The organism is Pseudomonas sp. FG98 (assembly GCF_057808595.1).
Genome location: NZ_JBMDIJ010000024.1, coordinates 57,278 through 73,612, shown reverse-complemented (window position 1 = coordinate 73,612; position 16,335 = coordinate 57,278). Strand labels below are relative to the sequence as shown.

The 16,335-nt window shown below is 64.4% G+C and carries 13 protein-coding genes; 6 read left to right on the top strand and 7 right to left on the bottom strand.

Translation table 11 applies throughout. The features are described 5' to 3' along the window. The 6 genes from ACODSK_RS16455 to ACODSK_RS16430 all read right to left on the bottom strand — a co-directional run. Positions 1–250, bottom strand: a 250-nt coding sequence (locus ACODSK_RS16455; protein ID WP_489017576.1) for a hypothetical protein, incomplete at its 3' end; no start/stop codon positions are given. Between the two features lie 617 nt (positions 251–867). Beyond that, complete coding sequence (locus ACODSK_RS16450; protein ID WP_489017574.1) at positions 868–1,629, bottom strand: ABC transporter ATP-binding protein; 762 nt, start codon at positions 1,627–1,629, stop codon at positions 868–870. Continuing rightward, on the bottom strand, positions 1,626–2,678 hold the full coding sequence (locus tag ACODSK_RS16445) for a FecCD family ABC transporter permease (protein ID WP_489017572.1): 1,053 nt from the start codon (positions 2,676–2,678) through the stop codon (positions 1,626–1,628). The genes ACODSK_RS16450 and ACODSK_RS16445 overlap by 4 nt, the downstream gene beginning before the upstream one ends. A 5-nt stretch (positions 2,679–2,683) precedes the next feature. Further along, complete coding sequence (locus tag ACODSK_RS16440; protein WP_489017570.1) at positions 2,684–3,784, bottom strand: ABC transporter substrate-binding protein; 1,101 nt, start codon at positions 3,782–3,784, stop codon at positions 2,684–2,686. 229 nt (positions 3,785–4,013) lie between these two features. Then, positions 4,014–4,694 (bottom strand): Fe2+-dependent dioxygenase, encoded by a 681-nt coding sequence (locus tag ACODSK_RS16435; RefSeq protein WP_489017568.1) that lies wholly within the window; start codon positions 4,692–4,694, stop codon positions 4,014–4,016. Continuing rightward, positions 4,694–7,027 carry a TonB-dependent receptor gene (locus tag ACODSK_RS16430; RefSeq protein WP_489017566.1) on the bottom strand — a complete coding sequence of 778 codons (2,334 nt, stop codon included), beginning with the start codon at positions 7,025–7,027 and terminating at the stop codon, positions 4,694–4,696. Before ACODSK_RS16430 ends, ACODSK_RS16435 begins: the two co-directional genes overlap by 1 nt. 180 nt (positions 7,028–7,207) lie before the next feature. Between ACODSK_RS16430 and ACODSK_RS16425 the strand changes: the two genes are divergently transcribed. From ACODSK_RS16425 to ACODSK_RS16405, 5 genes are all read left to right on the top strand, one after another. Beyond that, positions 7,208–7,933, top strand: coding sequence for a response regulator (locus tag ACODSK_RS16425; RefSeq protein WP_489017564.1), 726 nt, complete (start codon positions 7,208–7,210; stop codon positions 7,931–7,933). Beyond that, the gene (locus ACODSK_RS16420; protein WP_489017563.1) at positions 7,930–9,288 is read left to right on the top strand and encodes a sensor histidine kinase; all 1,359 of its coding nucleotides are present in this window, start codon (positions 7,930–7,932) and stop codon (positions 9,286–9,288) included. Before ACODSK_RS16425 ends, ACODSK_RS16420 begins: the two co-directional genes overlap by 4 nt. A 95-nt stretch (positions 9,289–9,383) precedes the next feature. Then, positions 9,384–11,033 carry an MFS transporter gene (locus ACODSK_RS16415; RefSeq protein WP_489017561.1) on the top strand — a complete coding sequence of 550 codons (1,650 nt, stop codon included), beginning with the start codon at positions 9,384–9,386 and terminating at the stop codon, positions 11,031–11,033. Beyond that, complete coding sequence (locus ACODSK_RS16410; RefSeq protein WP_489017559.1) at positions 11,030–12,166, top strand: HlyD family secretion protein; 1,137 nt, start codon at positions 11,030–11,032, stop codon at positions 12,164–12,166. The genes ACODSK_RS16415 and ACODSK_RS16410 overlap by 4 nt, the downstream gene beginning before the upstream one ends. 120 nt (positions 12,167–12,286) lie before the next feature. Then, a complete protein-coding gene (locus ACODSK_RS16405) occupies positions 12,287–14,326 on the top strand; it encodes a hypothetical protein (protein ID WP_489017557.1) in 2,040 nt (679 codons plus the stop codon). A 17-nt stretch (positions 14,327–14,343) separates the two neighbouring features. Here the strand turns inward: ACODSK_RS16405 and ACODSK_RS16400 are convergent, their stop codons facing one another. Continuing rightward, positions 14,344–14,949 carry a TetR/AcrR family transcriptional regulator gene (locus ACODSK_RS16400; RefSeq protein ID WP_489017555.1) on the bottom strand — a complete coding sequence of 202 codons (606 nt, stop codon included), beginning with the start codon at positions 14,947–14,949 and terminating at the stop codon, positions 14,344–14,346. A gap of 139 nt (positions 14,950–15,088) precedes the next feature. Between ACODSK_RS16400 and ACODSK_RS16395 the strand changes: the two genes are divergently transcribed. Then, positions 15,089–16,327 carry a serine hydrolase domain-containing protein gene (locus ACODSK_RS16395; RefSeq protein WP_489017554.1) on the top strand — a complete coding sequence of 413 codons (1,239 nt, stop codon included), beginning with the start codon at positions 15,089–15,091 and terminating at the stop codon, positions 16,325–16,327. Positions 16,328–16,335 lie beyond the last annotated feature (8 nt).

Here is a 16,335-nt window from a genome sequence, read left to right as displayed (position 1 = left end):
TGCGGTTGAGGAACAGGGCCTTGTCGAGGTCGAGGGGCTTGGGCCGGTCCGGGGCATGGTCGGCCGCCACGTAGCTGCGGGTAGGCCGCGGTAGCGCGCAGGTGAAGCGGATGGTGTAGCGGAACGGCTTGCTGAGGTATTCCTCGCCTTCGAAGGCGAAGATGTCCAGCGGTACGTTCACCTTCTCGACATTCAACTGGTAGGGGTTGCGGGTGACTGGCGACGGGTAGCGGCTGACGATTGTGTCCATGCGTTGTCTCTATGAAATATCCAGCAATGAACTTCAAGCCGGAAAGTTCGAAGTTCATTACGGAATTCATTAATAAAACAACGGCCTGCAAGCGTCGGCGGCAAGTTTGGAATAAATTGAAATACTTGAAGGCAAGTCGAGTGCAACTTCCTTCGCGCGCAGGTCCGTTTTCAGGCGCGCACAGTAAAACATCTGACGTATGGATTTCGACCCCTAAAACAACGGCAGGAATATTCTCTGTAACGTTCGGAAAATTCTTATAGGTCCTGTCGGCATAAATTATTGCAATAGTGCTTTTTGTGATTTCGCAATGAATGGCGAAGACCTGGATCAATAAAGATATCCGAATAGATAAATAAAAAATTCTCACAACTATATGGGAATAATCCTACAGCATGGCGCTATCAAGGTAGGAGCTGCTTTAGCTGCGAAGGGCCGCGTCAGCGGTCCCAAAACCTGCCAATCAGGTGAATCTGGAGAAACGCGCCAGGTCGGGCAGTGGGAATCCGCAATTTGGCTTGGCCAGAAGCTCGTGCGGGATGGTTTCGGGACCGCTGACGCGGTCCTTCGCAGCTAAAGCAGCTCCTACCTTGACCGCGTCGATCTCTGTTGCCCCCTCAGCACAACGCCCTATCCACCAGCACCTGCAACCTGTCCCGCGAACAACGTTCCACCCGCGCCTCGACCCCATACACCCGGGCCAGCAGCTGCGGCTCCAGCACCTGCTGCGGCGTGCCGCTGGCCACTACCCTGCCCTGGTGCAACACCACCAGCCAGTCGGCATGGCTGGCCGCCAGATTGATGTCGTGCAGCACCGCCACTGCCAGCAAGCGATGCTCCTGCACCCGCTCGCGCACCGCGTCCATCACCCGCAATTGGTAGTGCAGGTCCAGCGCGCTGGTCGGTTCGTCGAGCAGCAGCACCCGCGGATTGCGCGCCAGCAACTGGGCCAGGGCGACCAGTTGGCGCTGGCCGCCAGACAGGCTGTCCAGCGGATACTCGGCCAGGTGCTCGATGCCCAGTTGGCGCAGGGCCTCGTAGGCCGTGCCGAGCAGGTCTTCGCCGCCACTGACGCGCAGCGCCGCGACGATGCTTTCCAGTACGCCGAGGGCAATCCCCGGCGGCAGTTGCTGGGGCATGTAGGCCAGGCGCCGGGAACGCTCGGCAAAGCCAAGGCGCGAGACATCCTCGCCCTCCAGCACCACCCTGCCCTTCATCCGCTCCAGCCCGGCCAGGGCGCGGAGCAAGGTGGACTTGCCGGCGCCATTAGGCCCGACCAGCGCCACCAGGCTGGCGGCGGGCATGGCCGGCAGGCTGAGGTCACGGATGATGGTGCGGGCGCCGTAGGACACCGACAGTTGTTCGATTGCAAGGCTCACAGTTTTCTCCCCCGGCGGAATACCAGCACCACGAACACCGGCACGCCGACCAGCGCGGTGACGATGCCTACCGGCACGATGACCCCGGGCAGGATCAACTTGCTGGCAATGGACGACAACGACAGCAGCAAGGCGCCGACCAGGGCGCTGGCCGGCAGCAGGAAGCGCTGATCTTCACCCACCAGCAGGCGGGCGATATGCGGCCCGACCAGGCCGATGAAGCCGATGGTGCCGACAAAGGCCACCGCCGTGGCCGAGAGCAGGCTGATGCGCAGCAGCGAGGCCAGGCGCAGGCGCCGGGTATCCACGCCGAAGCTGCGCGCGCGGTCCTCGCCCATGCGCAGCAGGGTCAGGGCCGGCGCGGCACGCAGGGAAAACGGCAACAGCACGGCCAGCACCAAAGCGAGGATGGCGAGCTTGTTCCAGTCGGCCCGGGCCAGGCTGCCGAGGGTCCAGAACACCAGTTGTTGCAGCACATCTTCAGTCGCCAGCAGTTGCAGCAGTGAGACCAGGGCATTGCAACTGAACACCAGGGCAATGCCGAACAGCACCAGGCTTTCCACCCCGGCCCCGCGCAGCCGGGCCATGGCCTGCAGCAGCAGTACCGAGAGGCAGGCGAAGACGAAGGCCATCAGCGTGACCTGCATGCTCGGCTGCAGCCAGGCGATGCCCAGCGGATAGGCAATGGCCAGCGACGCGCCCAAAGCCGCCGCTGAAGAAACGCCGAGGGTAAAGGGACTGGCCAGCGGGTTGTCGAGGATCGCCTGCATCTCGGCGCCGGCCAGGGCCAGTGCCGAGCCCACCAGCACCGCCATCAGCGAGTACGGCAGGCGTACGTTCCAGATGATCACCCGGTCGGTGGCGCTCAGGGTCGCCGGGTCGAGAATGCCTTGGAGCAAGCGCCCCAGGCCCATGCCCGAGGCGCCGCTGGCCAGGTCGCCGAGCACCGACAGCGCCAGCAATGCCGCCAGGCCGGTCACCAGCCAGACCCGCCGCCACAGCAGGCGCCGGTAGTGCCGGGTGGCCTGGGCCACACCGGTTTGGGCCATGACGGTCACTTGGCGTCGATCCAGTACTGGCCGTCCAGGCCGACCTTCAGCAGTCCGTTGATTTGCGCCATGGTCGCCTGCGGGTCGAGGTCGGCGAAGGCCTGCGGGTGAATCCAGCGGGCCATGGCTTCGATGGCGAGGATGTTGAACGGCGAGTTGTAGAAGTCATGCCACAGGCCATGGGCCTGGCCGGCCTGGATCGGCCGCAGCGGGGCGAACTCCGGACGGGCGCTGATCCTGGCCAGGCTGTCGCGCGCGGTCTCGGCGCTGACACCCGCGCCCAGCAGTACGCCAGGGGCGCGGTTGCCGGTGGCGATATACACATCCGGATCGGCCTTGAGCACGTACTCGACGCTGACATCACCGAGCGCCCCCGGAATCACGTCGGCGGCGATATTGTGCCCGCCCACCGCCTCGACCACGCTGCCCAGGCCGCTCTTGCCGGTGGTATGGCCCGGCGCCTGCCACACGCCCGGAAGCAACTCGAGGAACACCTTCGGCCGTTGTACTTCCTTGAGACTGGCCACGCGCTCGGTGACCTTGGCCAGATGACGGTCATACAGGTCCAGGTACTCCTGAGCCTGCTTCTCGCGGTCGAGCAAGGTGCCCAGCGCCTCCAGGCTGACCCGGGTATTGCGGATCGGCTGCACGCGGAAATCGATGAACAGCACCGGCACCCCGGCCTTGGCCAGCAGGTCGGCCACCGGGCTGTGCTGGGTCGGGCCTTCGCCGGCGATGCTGAAGATCGCCAGGTCCGGTTTCAGGGCCAGGATCTGCTCGGCGCTGACGCTCTGCTCCGAGGCCTGGCCGATCAGCGGCAGCCTGGTGATCTGCGGATAGAGCTTGGCGTAGACCTCGTAGGTGTGCGGGTCGAGCAGGCGCATATCGTTCTGCCAGCCGACCACGCGCTGGAACGGGTTGTCGCGGTCGAGCAAGGCCAGGGCGAAGAACAAGCGGCCTTCGCCGAGGACGATGCGTTGCGGGGCATGGTCCATCTGCACCTTGCGTCCGAGGACATCGGTGACTTCCACGGCCTGGGCGCTTTGGCAGAGGCCGAGGAGGAGCAGCAAGGGCAACAGCAGTTGCCAGGAAAAACGTCGGAACATCAGGACTCTCCTTTCGGATCAGAGAAAAACTTTGTCGGCCCCGGCCCTATCGCTGGCAAGCCAGCTCCCACAGGTACTCCCCAGGCAACCAGACCGGGTTGTTGCAAGTGGCCTCATCGCCGGCAAGCTGGCTCCCACAGGTTTTGGGTCAGCCATGGAGTTGGTGCCCGGCGCGGTCCCTGTGGGAGCTGGCTTGCCAGCGATGAGGCCGGTAGCCACAACACAAACTTCAGGTATCGCCCCAGCGCCGCAGCAGGTTGTGATAAACGCCGGTCAGCTCCAGCAACGAGCCCTGGTCGGCGCCCTGGGCGGTCAGGCGCTGGATCGCCACGTCCATGTCCAGCAGCAGGCTGCGCTGGCTGTCCTCGCGCACCAGGCTTTCGATCCAGAAGAACGCCGCCAGCCGCTCGCCCCGCGTCACCGGTTCGACCCGGTGCAGGCTGCTGCCCGGGTACAGCACCAGGTGTCCGGCGGGCAGCTTGACGCTGCGCTCGCCGAAGGTGTCGCAGATCACCAGTTCGCCACCGTCGTAACTGTCCGGCTCGGCGAGGAACAAGGTCGCGGAAAGATCGGTACGCACCCGCTCGCGTACGCCCTTGATGCCGCGGATGGCGTTGTCGACGTGAAAGCCGAAGCCCTCGCCGGTGCCATAGCGGTTGAACAAAGGCGGATAGATGCGTTTGGGTAGCGCCGCCGACATGAACAGCGGGTTGTCCGACAAGCGCTTGAGGATCATGTCGCCAAGCTGCCGGGCCACCGGGTTGTCCTCGTCGAGCTGGCGGTTGTGCTTGGCCTGGGCCGACTGCACGCCGGCCGTGGCCTTGCCGTCGACCCAGGACTGGGCCAGCAGCCATTGGCGCATTTCGTCCAGCTCGGCGGCGCTGAACAGCCGGTCGATATCGATCAGCATCAGAAGCTGTAGTCCACGCTGGCGGTCAGGGTGCGTCCGGCACCCGGCACGCCGTACAGCTGGAAGCCGTCCAGGGACGCACCGATGCGGCTGTAGTAGAACTTGTTGAACAGGTTGCTGACGTTGAGGTTGACCGTGGTCTGGTTGTCCACCTTGTAGCGCGCGGCCACGCTGTGCAGCCAGTAGGACGGCGCCTTCTCGTGGTCGCGGGTATAGATCGTGTACACGCCGGACGGGCCGTTGGCGTAGCTGCTGTTGTTGTTCAGACCGCCAACGTACTTGTTGTCGCTGTAGCGGCGACGGCCCACGTAGTCGGCTCCGTAGCTCAGGCCGAGCTTGTCGGTGAGCTGGTAGCTGGTCCACAGGTTGGCAGTCAGGTCGGGCACGTTCTTGGCTTCCTCGCCCTTGTTGGCGCCCTTGGTCTGCCGGCTCTTCATCGCCGAGAACCCGGCATAGGCCGACCAGCGCTCGGTGATGTCACCCTGCAAGCCGAGCTCGACGCCGTCGACGCGCTTGGCCGGCAGCGCACGCACCGGCGAGGTTTCGCCTTCGCTGTATTCCCAGCTGTCTTCCAGTTCGGTACGGAACAGCGCGGCGTTGAGGTTCAGGCGGTCATCGAACAGCTCCCACTTGGTGCCCAGTTCGTAGGTCTTGGACTTGGCCGGCTTGTAGTCCTCGGTGCTGGCCGCGCCGTAGATCTGGTTGTTGGTGGTGGCGCCGATTGCCGACGGCTGCGCCGCCTCGCTGTAGGAGACATACACGCTACCGTTGGGTAGCGGCTTGTAGACCAGGCCGGCACGGCCGCCGATGGCGTCGTCGCGGCTGCTGCTGTCGCCGGTGGAGCGCTCGCTCTGGGCTTCCCAGCGGTCATAACGCAGGGCCAGCAACAGTTGCCATTGCGGGTCCAGGGTCAGGGTGTCGGAGGCGTAGATCGCGGCGTTCTTGACGATGCTGCGCGGATCGCCATAGCCCTTGTCGGCCGAGGTCGAGGCGAAGTGATGGGACGGGTCCGACAGGTCGAAGAACATCGAGCCATCCGGCACTTCCATGGTCTTGTGCAGTCCGCCATAGGACTCGCGGTACAGCTCGACGCCGGTCACCGCCTCGTGGTGGATGCCGCCGGTGTCCAGGTTGAAGCGCAGGTCGGTCTGGTTGTCGAAGATCTCGTAGCGCTTGGACAGGCCGAAGTCGCTGCCGCGCAGGTAGCCGTAGCCACTGCTGCTGTTGGCGTACTGGGTGTAGGCGTTGATGCCGTTGATCGAGCTCAGCGGGCCGAGGCCGACATAGCCCAGGCTGGCGCAACGGGTGCCGGTGCAGGTGCGGTTGCCGTCGGCATCGGCGGCGATGAAACGCGCCGGCGACAGCACCGCCCAGTTGTCGGTCTGCTGCCAACGCAGCTGATTGCGCAGGGTCACATCGTCGCTGAAGTCGTGCTCGATCAGGCCGGTAAGGGAGCGGGTCTCGGTGCGCTGGGTATACAGGTCGGCGTCACCGAACCAGGCATCGCGGGACACCCCGGGCATGCGCTTGCCGTCGGTGCCACGCTGGATCGGCACGCCGCCGTCCGGGGTGTTCTTGTCCTTCTGGTAGAAGGCATCCAGCCACACCCGTGTATCGGTACCCAGGCCAAAGCCCACCGAGGTGGCGAAGCCCCAGCGGTCGTAGTCCACTTCGTCGCGTTCGGACACGGCGTTGTAGTGCTTCATCAGGTTGACCCGCACCGCCGTGGTTTCGTTGAGCTGGCGGTTGACGTCGGCGGTCAGGCGCTTGTAGTTGTCGGTGCCGATGCCGGCGGAGAGCTTGCCGGCATCGCCGAGGTGGGCGCGTTTGCTGACCAGGTTGACGCTGCCACCCACCGCCGACACGCCCGACTCCACAGAGCCGGTGCCCTTGAATACTTCCGCCTGTTCCAGGTTGAAGGTGTCGTTGCGGCTGGACATGCCGGCATCACGCACGCCGTCCACGGTCAGGCTCTGCTCGGCGGCAAAGCCACGGATGGAAAACAGGTCGCCCCAACCCAGGTTGCCTTCGCCGGACATGAAGGTGATGCCCGGTACGTTGCGCAGAACGTCCTGCAGGCTCTGGGCGTTCTGCTCTTCCAGCACCGCCTTGGGCACCACGGTGATGCTTTGCGGCGCGTCCAGCAGCGGCGTGGTGATCTTGCTGGAGGTGACCTCGTCGGCCTTGTACGCCGATTGCTTGCCGGTGACGTTGGTCGCTGGCAGGTCGAGCACCTGGTCGGCGGCATGTACCGCCGGCAGGCAGGCGCCGAACATCAGGCCGACGGCGGGCGCCAGGGTGGCGGGCAGACGCTGGGAGGAAGCGAGAGACATCGGTGTTTTCCTTAAAGTGAATCAGTCGCATTTGTATCGGCGGATTCTATCCACGCGTCCGATCACTCTTTTTCCGCAAATGTAATGGCAACCCCGCTTCCGTCGGCTTCAACACATTCCATTACATTTGCCCTGCCGAGCCGGTGTAAAGTCCGCCAATTCCACTTGAGAAGCATTCCGATGTCCTCCCCCGACCATATCCTGATCGTCGACGACGACCCCGAGATCCGTCAGTTGCTCTCCACCTACCTGGAGGAAGCCGGGATGCGCACCTCGGTGGCGGCCGATGGTCGGGAAATGCGCCGACGCCTCGACGACCAGTTGATCGACCTGGTGGTGCTCGACCTGATGCTCCCCGGTGAAGACGGCCTGAGCCTGTGCCGCGACCTGCGGGTGCGCAGCAATATCCCGGTGATCATGCTCACCGCCCGCGGCACCCTGGTGGACCGCATCGTCGGTCTGGAAATGGGCGCCGACGACTACCTGGCCAAGCCCTTCGACCCGCGCGAGCTGCTGGCGCGGATCAAGGTGGTGCTGCGCCGCACCAATGCCTTTCCCGAGCGGGCGCGGATGGACGATGTGCGCAGCCTGCGCTTTGCCGGCTGGCAACTGGATACCAGCAGCCGCCAGCTGCGCTCGCCGCAGGGCCTGGTGATCAGCCTGGGGACTTCGGATTTCCGCCTGTTGCGCCTGTTGTTGCAGCATCCGAACCGCCCGTTGAGCCGCGACTTTCTGCTCAACCATGTGTTCGACCGCGAACGCACGCCCTACGACCGCAGCATCGATGTGTGCATCAGCCGCCTGCGCCAGCACTTCAACGACGATGCCCGCCAGGGCGGCGCGCTGATCCGCACCGTGCGCAACGAGGGCTACATGCTCAGCGTCGACAAGGTGGTCAGCGAATGAAACGCCTGTGGCCCCGTTCCCTGCATGGCCGCCTGGTGCTGATCCTGGTCGGCGGCATGCTGGCCTCGCAGTTGCTGACCAGCAGCATCTGGCACGAGGTGCGCCAGACCCAGGTGCTGGAGATCCCCTTGCGCCTGGCCGCCGGGCGGATTGCCGATGTGTTGCAGGTGGCCCGCCAGCATCCGCAGCAACTTGACGCCGTGCTCGATGGCTTCGAGTCGCCGCGCTGGCAGCGCCTGGCGGAGGCGCCGGAACAGGCCGATACCGATCCCATGTATGAAACCCTGCTGCGCCAACTGGTCGCCGAACGCCTCGGCCAGCCCGCGTCCATCCACCTGCTGGGGCTGGCCCTGCAATCGGCCAACGAACAACCGGCTGGACCCGCGACCCTGTTCGATGGCGAGCAGGCACGGGTGCGCTTGTTGTTCGCCCTGCATATCCCGGATGGCCGCACCCTGTATTTCCGCGCCGTCGAGAACCAGGGCTGGAGCAGCGGCTCGATCAGCTCGCTGGTATTCGACTACATCCTGCGCATCTACCTGCTGCGCATTCTTGCGGTGGTGCTGGTCGCCCTGCTCGCCGTGCGCCTGGCCCTGCGTCCGTTGAAACAGATGGCAGCGGCGGCAGAAGCCCTGGGCCGCGATATCCATCGCCCACCGCTGAGCCTGGACGGACCGCAGGAGGTGCGCCAGGCCGCGCAGGCATTCAACGCCATGCAGCGCCGGCTGATCGACAGCATTGCCGAGCGCACGCGCTTTTTCGCCGCGGTGTCCCACGACCTGCGCACGCCGATCACCCGCATGCGCCTGCGCGCCGAGATGCTCCCGGAAGAGCACCTGCGCCAGCGCTTTCGCGATGACCTGGGGCATATGGAAGAGATGGTCGCGGCCAGCCTCGACTTCCTGCGCAATGGCGAGCTGGAGCATGCTCGCGAGCCGGTGGCCATCGATGCGCTGTTGCAGGGTTTGCAGGCGGACTTCCAGGACCTCGGCGGTGAACTGCACATCCACGGCAACGCGAGGCCGTTGCTGGCCCATCCTGGCGGACTGCGGCGTTGCCTGCAGAACCTGCTGGACAATGCCCGGCGCTATGCACCGGGGCCGGTGGATATCGAGGTGATCGACGAGCCTGAACGGCTGCGCATCAAGGTCGGCGATCGAGGGCCGGGGATCGCGCCCGAGCACCGCGGGCGGGTGTTCGAGCATTTCTATCAGGTCGACGCGTCGCGCAGCAGCGGCGGACATGGCCTGGGATTGAGCATCGCGGCCAACATCGCCCGCGGCCATGGCGGCACGCTGCAATTGGTGGAGCGCGAGGGTGGTGGGCTTTGGGTGGTCCTGGAACTGCCGCGCTGAACCTTCGACTGATCCGCTGGGTTTCGTGCAGGATGTCATTCCCCCTACACCTCGCGTAAAGTTTTCCCACGCGCTCATGGACCACCCTCTCGCCAATGGACAAATACGCCCCCCGCCAGTGGCTGCCTCACGAAAAACCCACCCTGCCCGGCTCGCCGTCGACGCCGCTGCACGCGCCGGGCAAGCGCCTGGCCTATGGTGCGGTGGGGCTGCTGGTGGCGATCACCGGAGGATTGGGCAATGCCCTGGTCACCGCCAACCTGCCGTTTCTCCAGGGTGCGTTGGGCGCGACCACGGCAGAGATGGCCTGGCTGCCGGCGGCCTTTGTCATGACCAACGTGTCGATGAACCTGCTGCTGGTGAAGTTCCGCCAGGAGTTCGGCCTGCGCGCCTTTACCGAAGTGTTCCTGGTGCTCTACGCGCTGGTCACCTTCGCCCACCTGTTCGTCAACGACCTCAACTCGGCCATCGCCGTGCGCGCGGCCCATGGCATGGTCGGCGCGGCCCTGAGCTCGCTGGGCCTGTACTACATGATCCAGGCCTTTCCCGCGCAGTGGCGCTTGAAGGCCATGGTCCTCGGCCTCGGCGCCTCGCAGTTGGCGGTACCGCTGGCCCGGGTGTTTTCCGAGGACCTGCTGCAGATCGCCGAATGGCGCGGCCTGTACCTGTTCGAACTGGGACTGGCCCTGGCCGCGCTGGGTTGCGTGCTGCTGCTCAAGCTGCCACCCGGCGACCGCTTCAAGACCTTCGAGCCCCTGGATTTCCTCACCTTCTCGCTGATGGCCAGCGGTACCGCCCTGCTCTGCGCGGTGCTATCCCTCGGGCGCATCGACTGGTGGCTGGATGCGCCCTGGATCGGCGTCGCCCTGGCCTCATCCATCGCCCTGGTCTGTAGCGGCCTGGCCATCGAGCACAACCGCAGCAACCCGCTGCTGATGACCCGCTGGCTGGGCAGCGGCGCCATCGTCCGCCTGGCCTTGTGCGTGGTGCTGATCCGCATGGTCACTTCGGAACAGTCCACCGGTGCCGTAGGCTTCCTCCAGGCGTTGAACATGGGCAGCGAGCAGATGCGCCAGCTGTACTGGATCATGCTGCTGGGCGCCGCGGCCGGCCTGGCCACCAGTGCCCTGACCATCAACCCGCAGCATCTGGTCCTGCCGCTGTTCATTTCCCTGGCGGCGATGGCCACCGGAGCCTTTATGGACAGCTCGTCGAGCAACCTGACCCGCCCCGCGCAGATGTACGCCAGCCAGTTCCTGCTGGCGTTCGGCAGTACCTTTTTCCTTGGCCCGAGCATGGCCCTGGGCATCGGCCATGTGCGCGCCAACCCGCGCAACCTGGTGAGCTTCTCGGTGATGTTCGGTATCTGCAACAACCTTGGCGGCCTGCTTGGCGCGGCGTTGCTCGGCACCTTCCAGACCGTGCGCGAGAAATTCCACTCCAGCCACCTGGTGGAAAACCTCAGCGCCCTGGAACCCCTGGTCAGTGCCCGGGTCCAGGGAGGTGGCGCCGGTTATGCCGGACTCATCGCCGACCCGGCCCTGCGCAGCGAAGCCGGTCTGCGTCTGCTGGCCAGCGCCGCCACCCGCGAGGCCAATATCCTGGCCTATAACGATGTGTTCATGCTGATCGGCAGCATCGCCGTGCTGACCATGATCTGGATCTTCATCCGCAGCCTGCGCTTGCGCTACCTCGCGCGCCAGGCAGCGGCCACCGTACCCTCAAGCGACGCGCCAAGCCGATGACCCAGGAAACGCCTTCGACCACCACCACCGCCCTCGCCGAAACCCCGGAGGGCACCCCTCCGCCCAGCGAACCGAGCAGCCCGCTGCGCACGCGGCGGGTGCGCCTGCTTTCGACCCTGAGCTTCGCCGCCATCGCCATTGCCGGGATCCTGATCGTGCTGTACGCCTGGCGCCTGCCGCCGTTCGGCAGCACCATCGAAAGCACGGAAAACGCCCTGGTGCGCGGCCAGGTCACCATCATCGGCCCGCAGCTGGCGGGTTATATCGTCGAAGTGCCGGTGCACGACTTCCAGTTCGTCAAGGCCGGCGACCTGCTGGTGCGCCTCGACGACCGCATCTACACCCAACGCCTGGCCCAGGCCAAGGCCCAGTTGCAACAGCAGCAGGCGGCCCTGGCCAACAACCTGCAGCAACGCAACAGCGCCGAGGCGGTGATCGCCCAGCGCCAGGCAGCCATCGACGACGCCGCGGCCCAGGCCACGCGCAACCAGGCCGACCTGCGACGCAACCAGGACCTGGCCAGCGACGGCTCGGTATCGCGCCGCGAACTGGACCTGAGCCGCGCCAGCCATGCCGCCGCCGTGGCCAGCCTGGCCCAGGCCCGGGCCGCCCTGGAGATCGCCCGCCAGGACCGTGAGACGGTGATCGTTAACCGTGCCGCCCTCGAAGCCGCCGTGGAAAACGCCAAGGCCGCAGTGGAGCTGGCGCGCATCGACCTGGACAACACCCGCGTCACCGCGCCGCGTGACGGCCAGCTCGGCCAGATCGGCACCCGCCTCGGTGCCTACGTCAATTCCGGCGCGCAGCTTATGGCGCTGGTGCCGGACACCCTGTGGGTGATCGCCAACCTCAAGGAAACCCAGATGGCCCAGGTGCGCATCGGCCAGCCGGCGACCTTCACTGTCGATGCACTCGACCACCTCAAATTGCGCGGCCATGTGCAGCAGATTTCCCCGGCTACCGGCTCCGAGTTCGCCCTGCTCCAGGCCGATAACGCCACCGGCAACTTCGTCAAGATCGCCCAGCGCATTCCGGTGCGGATCACCGTCGATGCCGACCAGCCGGAAGCGGCGCGGCTACGGCCGGGGATGTCGGTGGTGGTGAGTATCGATACGCGGGAGGCGGGGCAGTGACGTGTTAGGTTTGTCCGCGGACTAATTCCCGAGGTACCCCGACAGCGAGCGGCTAAGCTGACAGAAATAGTGGCGCAAAGCCATATATCAAGTGAGCTACAAAGTCGGGGAGATAGGCGCATGGAAGCGATAATGCGGTGGGTCGCCGTCGGTTTGCTGATGGGTATGTTGCAGGGTTGCGTGAGCTTGGCCGACAAGGGTGCCGAAGCCATATTTCCCAATCTGGAAACGCCCGAGGACATGGAAGTGCCCTCGACCTTCAAATTGTTTCCTTCGTCGGAAATCACCCAGACCATTCTCGGTGGCCGTGGCATGGGTCTGAGTTGCTCGATTCCGAAAACTGGCAGGCTGTTTTTCCGCCAGGAAGAGAAAAGCGCCGACGTGAACCTGCATTTCCGTCCCGCCTGTGCCATGCACGACATGTGCTACCGCCATGGCCTGGCGACCTACGGCTACTCCCAGGCGGATTGCGACCGTGCCCTGCAAGCAGCAGCGTTTCGCATGTGTCGACAGATACAGAAACCCAAAGTCGATGTAGAAGATGTCTATGCCCTGTGCCAGACCCAGGCCAAGAAAGTTCTGCTAGGTGTTTCCATCGGCGGTGCGGGAGCCTTCAGGACAGTGGGGGAATCGACCTACTTCGAATACGACCCGATGCCTTTGCGGGCAGACGACTACATCGTGGCCCGTGGCTACGCCCTTGACTCTCAGCGGGCAGCAGCGGGAGAACTGGGAATCGTCACCTACCACTTTCTACGCAACAGCGTTACGCAGCGGTCCCTGAAGGTAGATCCCGAGCATCCGGAGCAATTGCTCGGCCTCGGCGCAAGCCGCAGCAATGCCGTCGCCTACCCGGGCCAGTACGTGGCAACAGCGCCGACCAACGAGCGTATCGCCACCGATAAAACTGCCATGGTCGCCTTGGCACGGGAAAGCCAGAACAACACTGCGCTGCACCTGATCGACTTTGCGCTGCCCCAGGCAAAGGGAAAACCTGCCCTGAAGCTCGAAAAGTGCCCATCACCCTTGTTGAATGAACAGTGTGCGACGGAGCCTCTGGGATCCATCAACAAGATGGCCTGGGTAGACGGTAGACCGATGCTGATCACGTTCGGTCATAACAATGGGACCATGCGCCTGTGGCGTCGTAACCTGGCCAGCGCCGGACAGATTCCCAACTACGATCTCAACGGCGGAAACGCGATCAATGACCGCTATCGTTTCCTGCAGAACGACCTGCTGCTCGAGAAGGATGCGCAAGGTAACGACACCCATGCCTGGATTCTGGTCAGAGGCATGAAAGCGGATTCGAACAAGCGGATCGTTTCCACAACCAACGGCAAGGGCTTCGAGGACCGCTTGCTGGTCATTCGCCAGGCACTGGGTGATGGTGCAGCACAAGACATCATGCCTGTTCCCATCGATGCCAGCGAAAGCGTCGACCCCTTGGCCTTGCTCCGCCTGGCCGATGGGCAAGGTGTCGCCTTGCTCGGGCTGACCTGGAAAGTCAGCGACATGCTCAGGCTCGAAGCAGGAAAAGCCAACTTGTCACCTCCCTTGTTATCCATCTGGCAATTCCGCGACAACCAGCCTGTCCAACACTCGCTGGAATCACTCAGTCCCGAATTGACCGATCGATTCATCGACCGCCCACCCGTGGTGGTGAACGCTCCGGGTACGGCGCATCCACTGTTTGTCTGGTCACGCCTGACAGGCGCGAAAACCGACAAGGCGGCACAGGAATCGAAAACACGCATGACCTTCGATATCCACCTTGCCACACTGAACCCCGAGACCAGCCCAATGATGGGCGAGCGCGGCTCGGTGCGCTGCACCCTCGATCTGGAGAAACAGGTCGATACCGCAGCAGCTGCCGGTATCAGAACAAAAGCCCGGCGTACTCATGGCATAGAAGAGAAGAAGCCACTTGATTCGGTTACGCGGCCCTTGGCGATCAAGAAATTGTTCGAGCGTTGGAAAATGGGCCAGACGGTGGTGTCGAAACGCCCGTCCGAGCAGCCTGGCGTCGAAGACCTGACGGTCACTGCAATCTTCACGGGCTATCCAGGCAACTCATTCCAGGTCGTCCTGAATCACAACAATGGCCGCTACCAGTTCAAACACACACTTCCGACCCCGGACTGGCTGCACTGCGAATAGCCCCATCCCGGGGCCGCCTACCCGGCCCCGATCCCCGCCACCAAGGTCTCGGTCAACTTGCGAATCCGCCGGTCATGGGCCTCCAGGTCCGGCACGTCGTCCTGCACCAGGCGCATGAACAGGGTCGAGCTGTAGTCGTTGAGGAATTCGGCGACGAACTCGACGTCGAAGGACGCCTTGAGCAGCCCGCGCGCCTGCAACTCACGCAGCAGTTGCACCACTTCCTCGATCAGGCGCCGGTTCAGGTGCGTGGCCGCCTCCGGCCTCGGGGTGAGCAGACCGAACGGCAGCAGCTCACGCCAGATCGCTGCCGGTAACGCCTCCAACTCACGGCGGATGATCCGCGATTCCAGGTGGCACATGGCGTCCACGGCATTGTCGAAGGCCGGCATCTGCTGGCGTGCCTCGGACATGGCGCGCTGGTCGGCACGTTCCATCAAGGCCAGGAGAATGTCCTGCTTGGCGCCGAAATAGTTGAACACCGTCGGTGTCGATACCCCCGCCTGCCCGGCGATCTGCTCCACCGTGGTGGCGTTGAAGCCCTGGCTCTCGAACAGACGCAAGGCCGTCTCGAGAATGGCCTCGCGGCGCAGTTCCTTTTGCTTTTGCCGTAATCCGCTCACGCGTTTTCCTCTGCTGGTCTCTTGCCGGTCTGTGCAAGGGCCTGATTCTAGTAAATTTTCAACCTCGATCAAATTTTTTATTTGACTATAAAATTTTACGAAGATAAAAATCTGCCACCACCACCGCAGAGAGCAGTCCATGAGCAACGATTTCGTCGAAGCGCTACGCAGTGCCTACTGCGCCGGCAGTCCGCCCGCCGAGCCCTTGATGCAGGGCTTCCCGGCGCCGGCCGAACAGCGGGTGACCTGGCACAACTTCATGACCTCGCCACACAACCGCTGGGCCTTCCAGCATATGGAGCGGATCCGCCCGGGGATCGTCGTCGAGCGCGGCAGCCAGCCGGTGCGACCACTGCCGGCCGCGACGCAGGGCCTGGAGGAATTCAGTTTCGAAAGCGCATCGGGGGACACCCTCAGCCTGCATGACCACCTCAAGGCCAGCCACACCGACGGTTGGCTGGTGCTCAAGGACGGCCAAGTGGTGCAGGAGCTGTACGCCCTGCATCACCAGCCACGGCAGCGGCACATCATGTTCTCGGTGACCAAGTCGCTGATCGGCCTGCACGCCGAGGAACTGGTCCAAAGCGGCGTGCTCGACGACCGCCTGCCCGCCCTGCACTACGTACCCGAGTTCGTCGACAGCGCCTTTGCCGATGCCAGTGTTCGCCAGTTGATGGATATGGCCGTGGCCATCGACTACGACGAGGTCTATGACGATCCGGATTCCGGCAGCTCGCACTTCGGCTACGCCTGCGGCCTGACCCCGGCCCCCGAAGGCATCCGCGCCTGCCCGTCGCTCTACGAATACCTGCCGGGAATGCGCAAGCGTGGCGAACATGGTGGCTTCTTCCACTACGTCACTGCCGTGACCGAAGCCCTCGGCTGGGTGATGGAACGGGCCAGCGGACGCAGTTGCGCGGAACTGGTCGAAACGGTCTGGCGCGAGCTGGGCTGCGAGCGGGATGCCTTCTTCGTTGCCGATCCCTGGGGCCGCAATGTCACCGGCTGCGGTTTCAACGCGACCCTGCGCGATATGGCGCGCTACGGCCAGTTGCTGCTGGACCGCGGCGAATGCAACGGCCGCCAGCTGATCGCCGCAGCCGCCATCGACGCCGTGCTGGGCGGTGACGATCCGGCGATCTACGCCGGCAATGAAGGCTTTGCCCAGTGGAGCCCCGGCGCTACCTACAAGAGCCAGTGGTACGTCTACCCCGGCGAGGCGCTGCTGGCGGTGGGCATTCACGGGCAGGTGCTCTACGTCGACTTCCTGCGCCGGGTGGTGGTGGTCAAGCAATCCTCGCTGCCGGTGGCGGAGAGCATCCTCGACCTCGACACCCTGCGCCTGATCCGCGCCCTCGCCGCCTCCCTGCACCCATAACGACAAAA

Bases quoted from the DNA above. Each gene is read 5' to 3' on its own strand.
- ACODSK_RS16410 (WP_489017559.1), top strand. From the start codon at position 11,030: ATGACCCAGGAAACGCCTTCGACCACCACCACCGCCCTCGCCGAAACC.
- ACODSK_RS16405 (WP_489017557.1), top strand. From the start codon at position 12,287: ATGGAAGCGATAATGCGGTGGGTCGCCGTCGGTTTGCTGATGGGTATG.
- ACODSK_RS16440 (WP_489017570.1), bottom strand. From the start codon at position 3,784: ATGTTCCGACGTTTTTCCTGGCAACTGCTGTTGCCCTTGCTGCTCCTC.
- ACODSK_RS16430 (WP_489017566.1), bottom strand. From the start codon at position 7,027: ATGTCTCTCGCTTCCTCCCAGCGTCTGCCCGCCACCCTGGCGCCCGCC.
- ACODSK_RS16445 (WP_489017572.1), bottom strand. From the start codon at position 2,678: ATGGCCCAAACCGGTGTGGCCCAGGCCACCCGGCACTACCGGCGCCTG.
- ACODSK_RS16435 (WP_489017568.1), bottom strand. From the start codon at position 4,694: ATGCTGATCGATATCGACCGGCTGTTCAGCGCCGCCGAGCTGGACGAA.
- ACODSK_RS16425 (WP_489017564.1), top strand. From the start codon at position 7,208: ATGTCCTCCCCCGACCATATCCTGATCGTCGACGACGACCCCGAGATC.
- ACODSK_RS16395 (WP_489017554.1), top strand. From the start codon at position 15,089: ATGAGCAACGATTTCGTCGAAGCGCTACGCAGTGCCTACTGCGCCGGC.
- ACODSK_RS16415 (WP_489017561.1), top strand. From the start codon at position 9,384: ATGGACAAATACGCCCCCCGCCAGTGGCTGCCTCACGAAAAACCCACC.
- ACODSK_RS16420 (WP_489017563.1), top strand. From the start codon at position 7,930: ATGAAACGCCTGTGGCCCCGTTCCCTGCATGGCCGCCTGGTGCTGATC.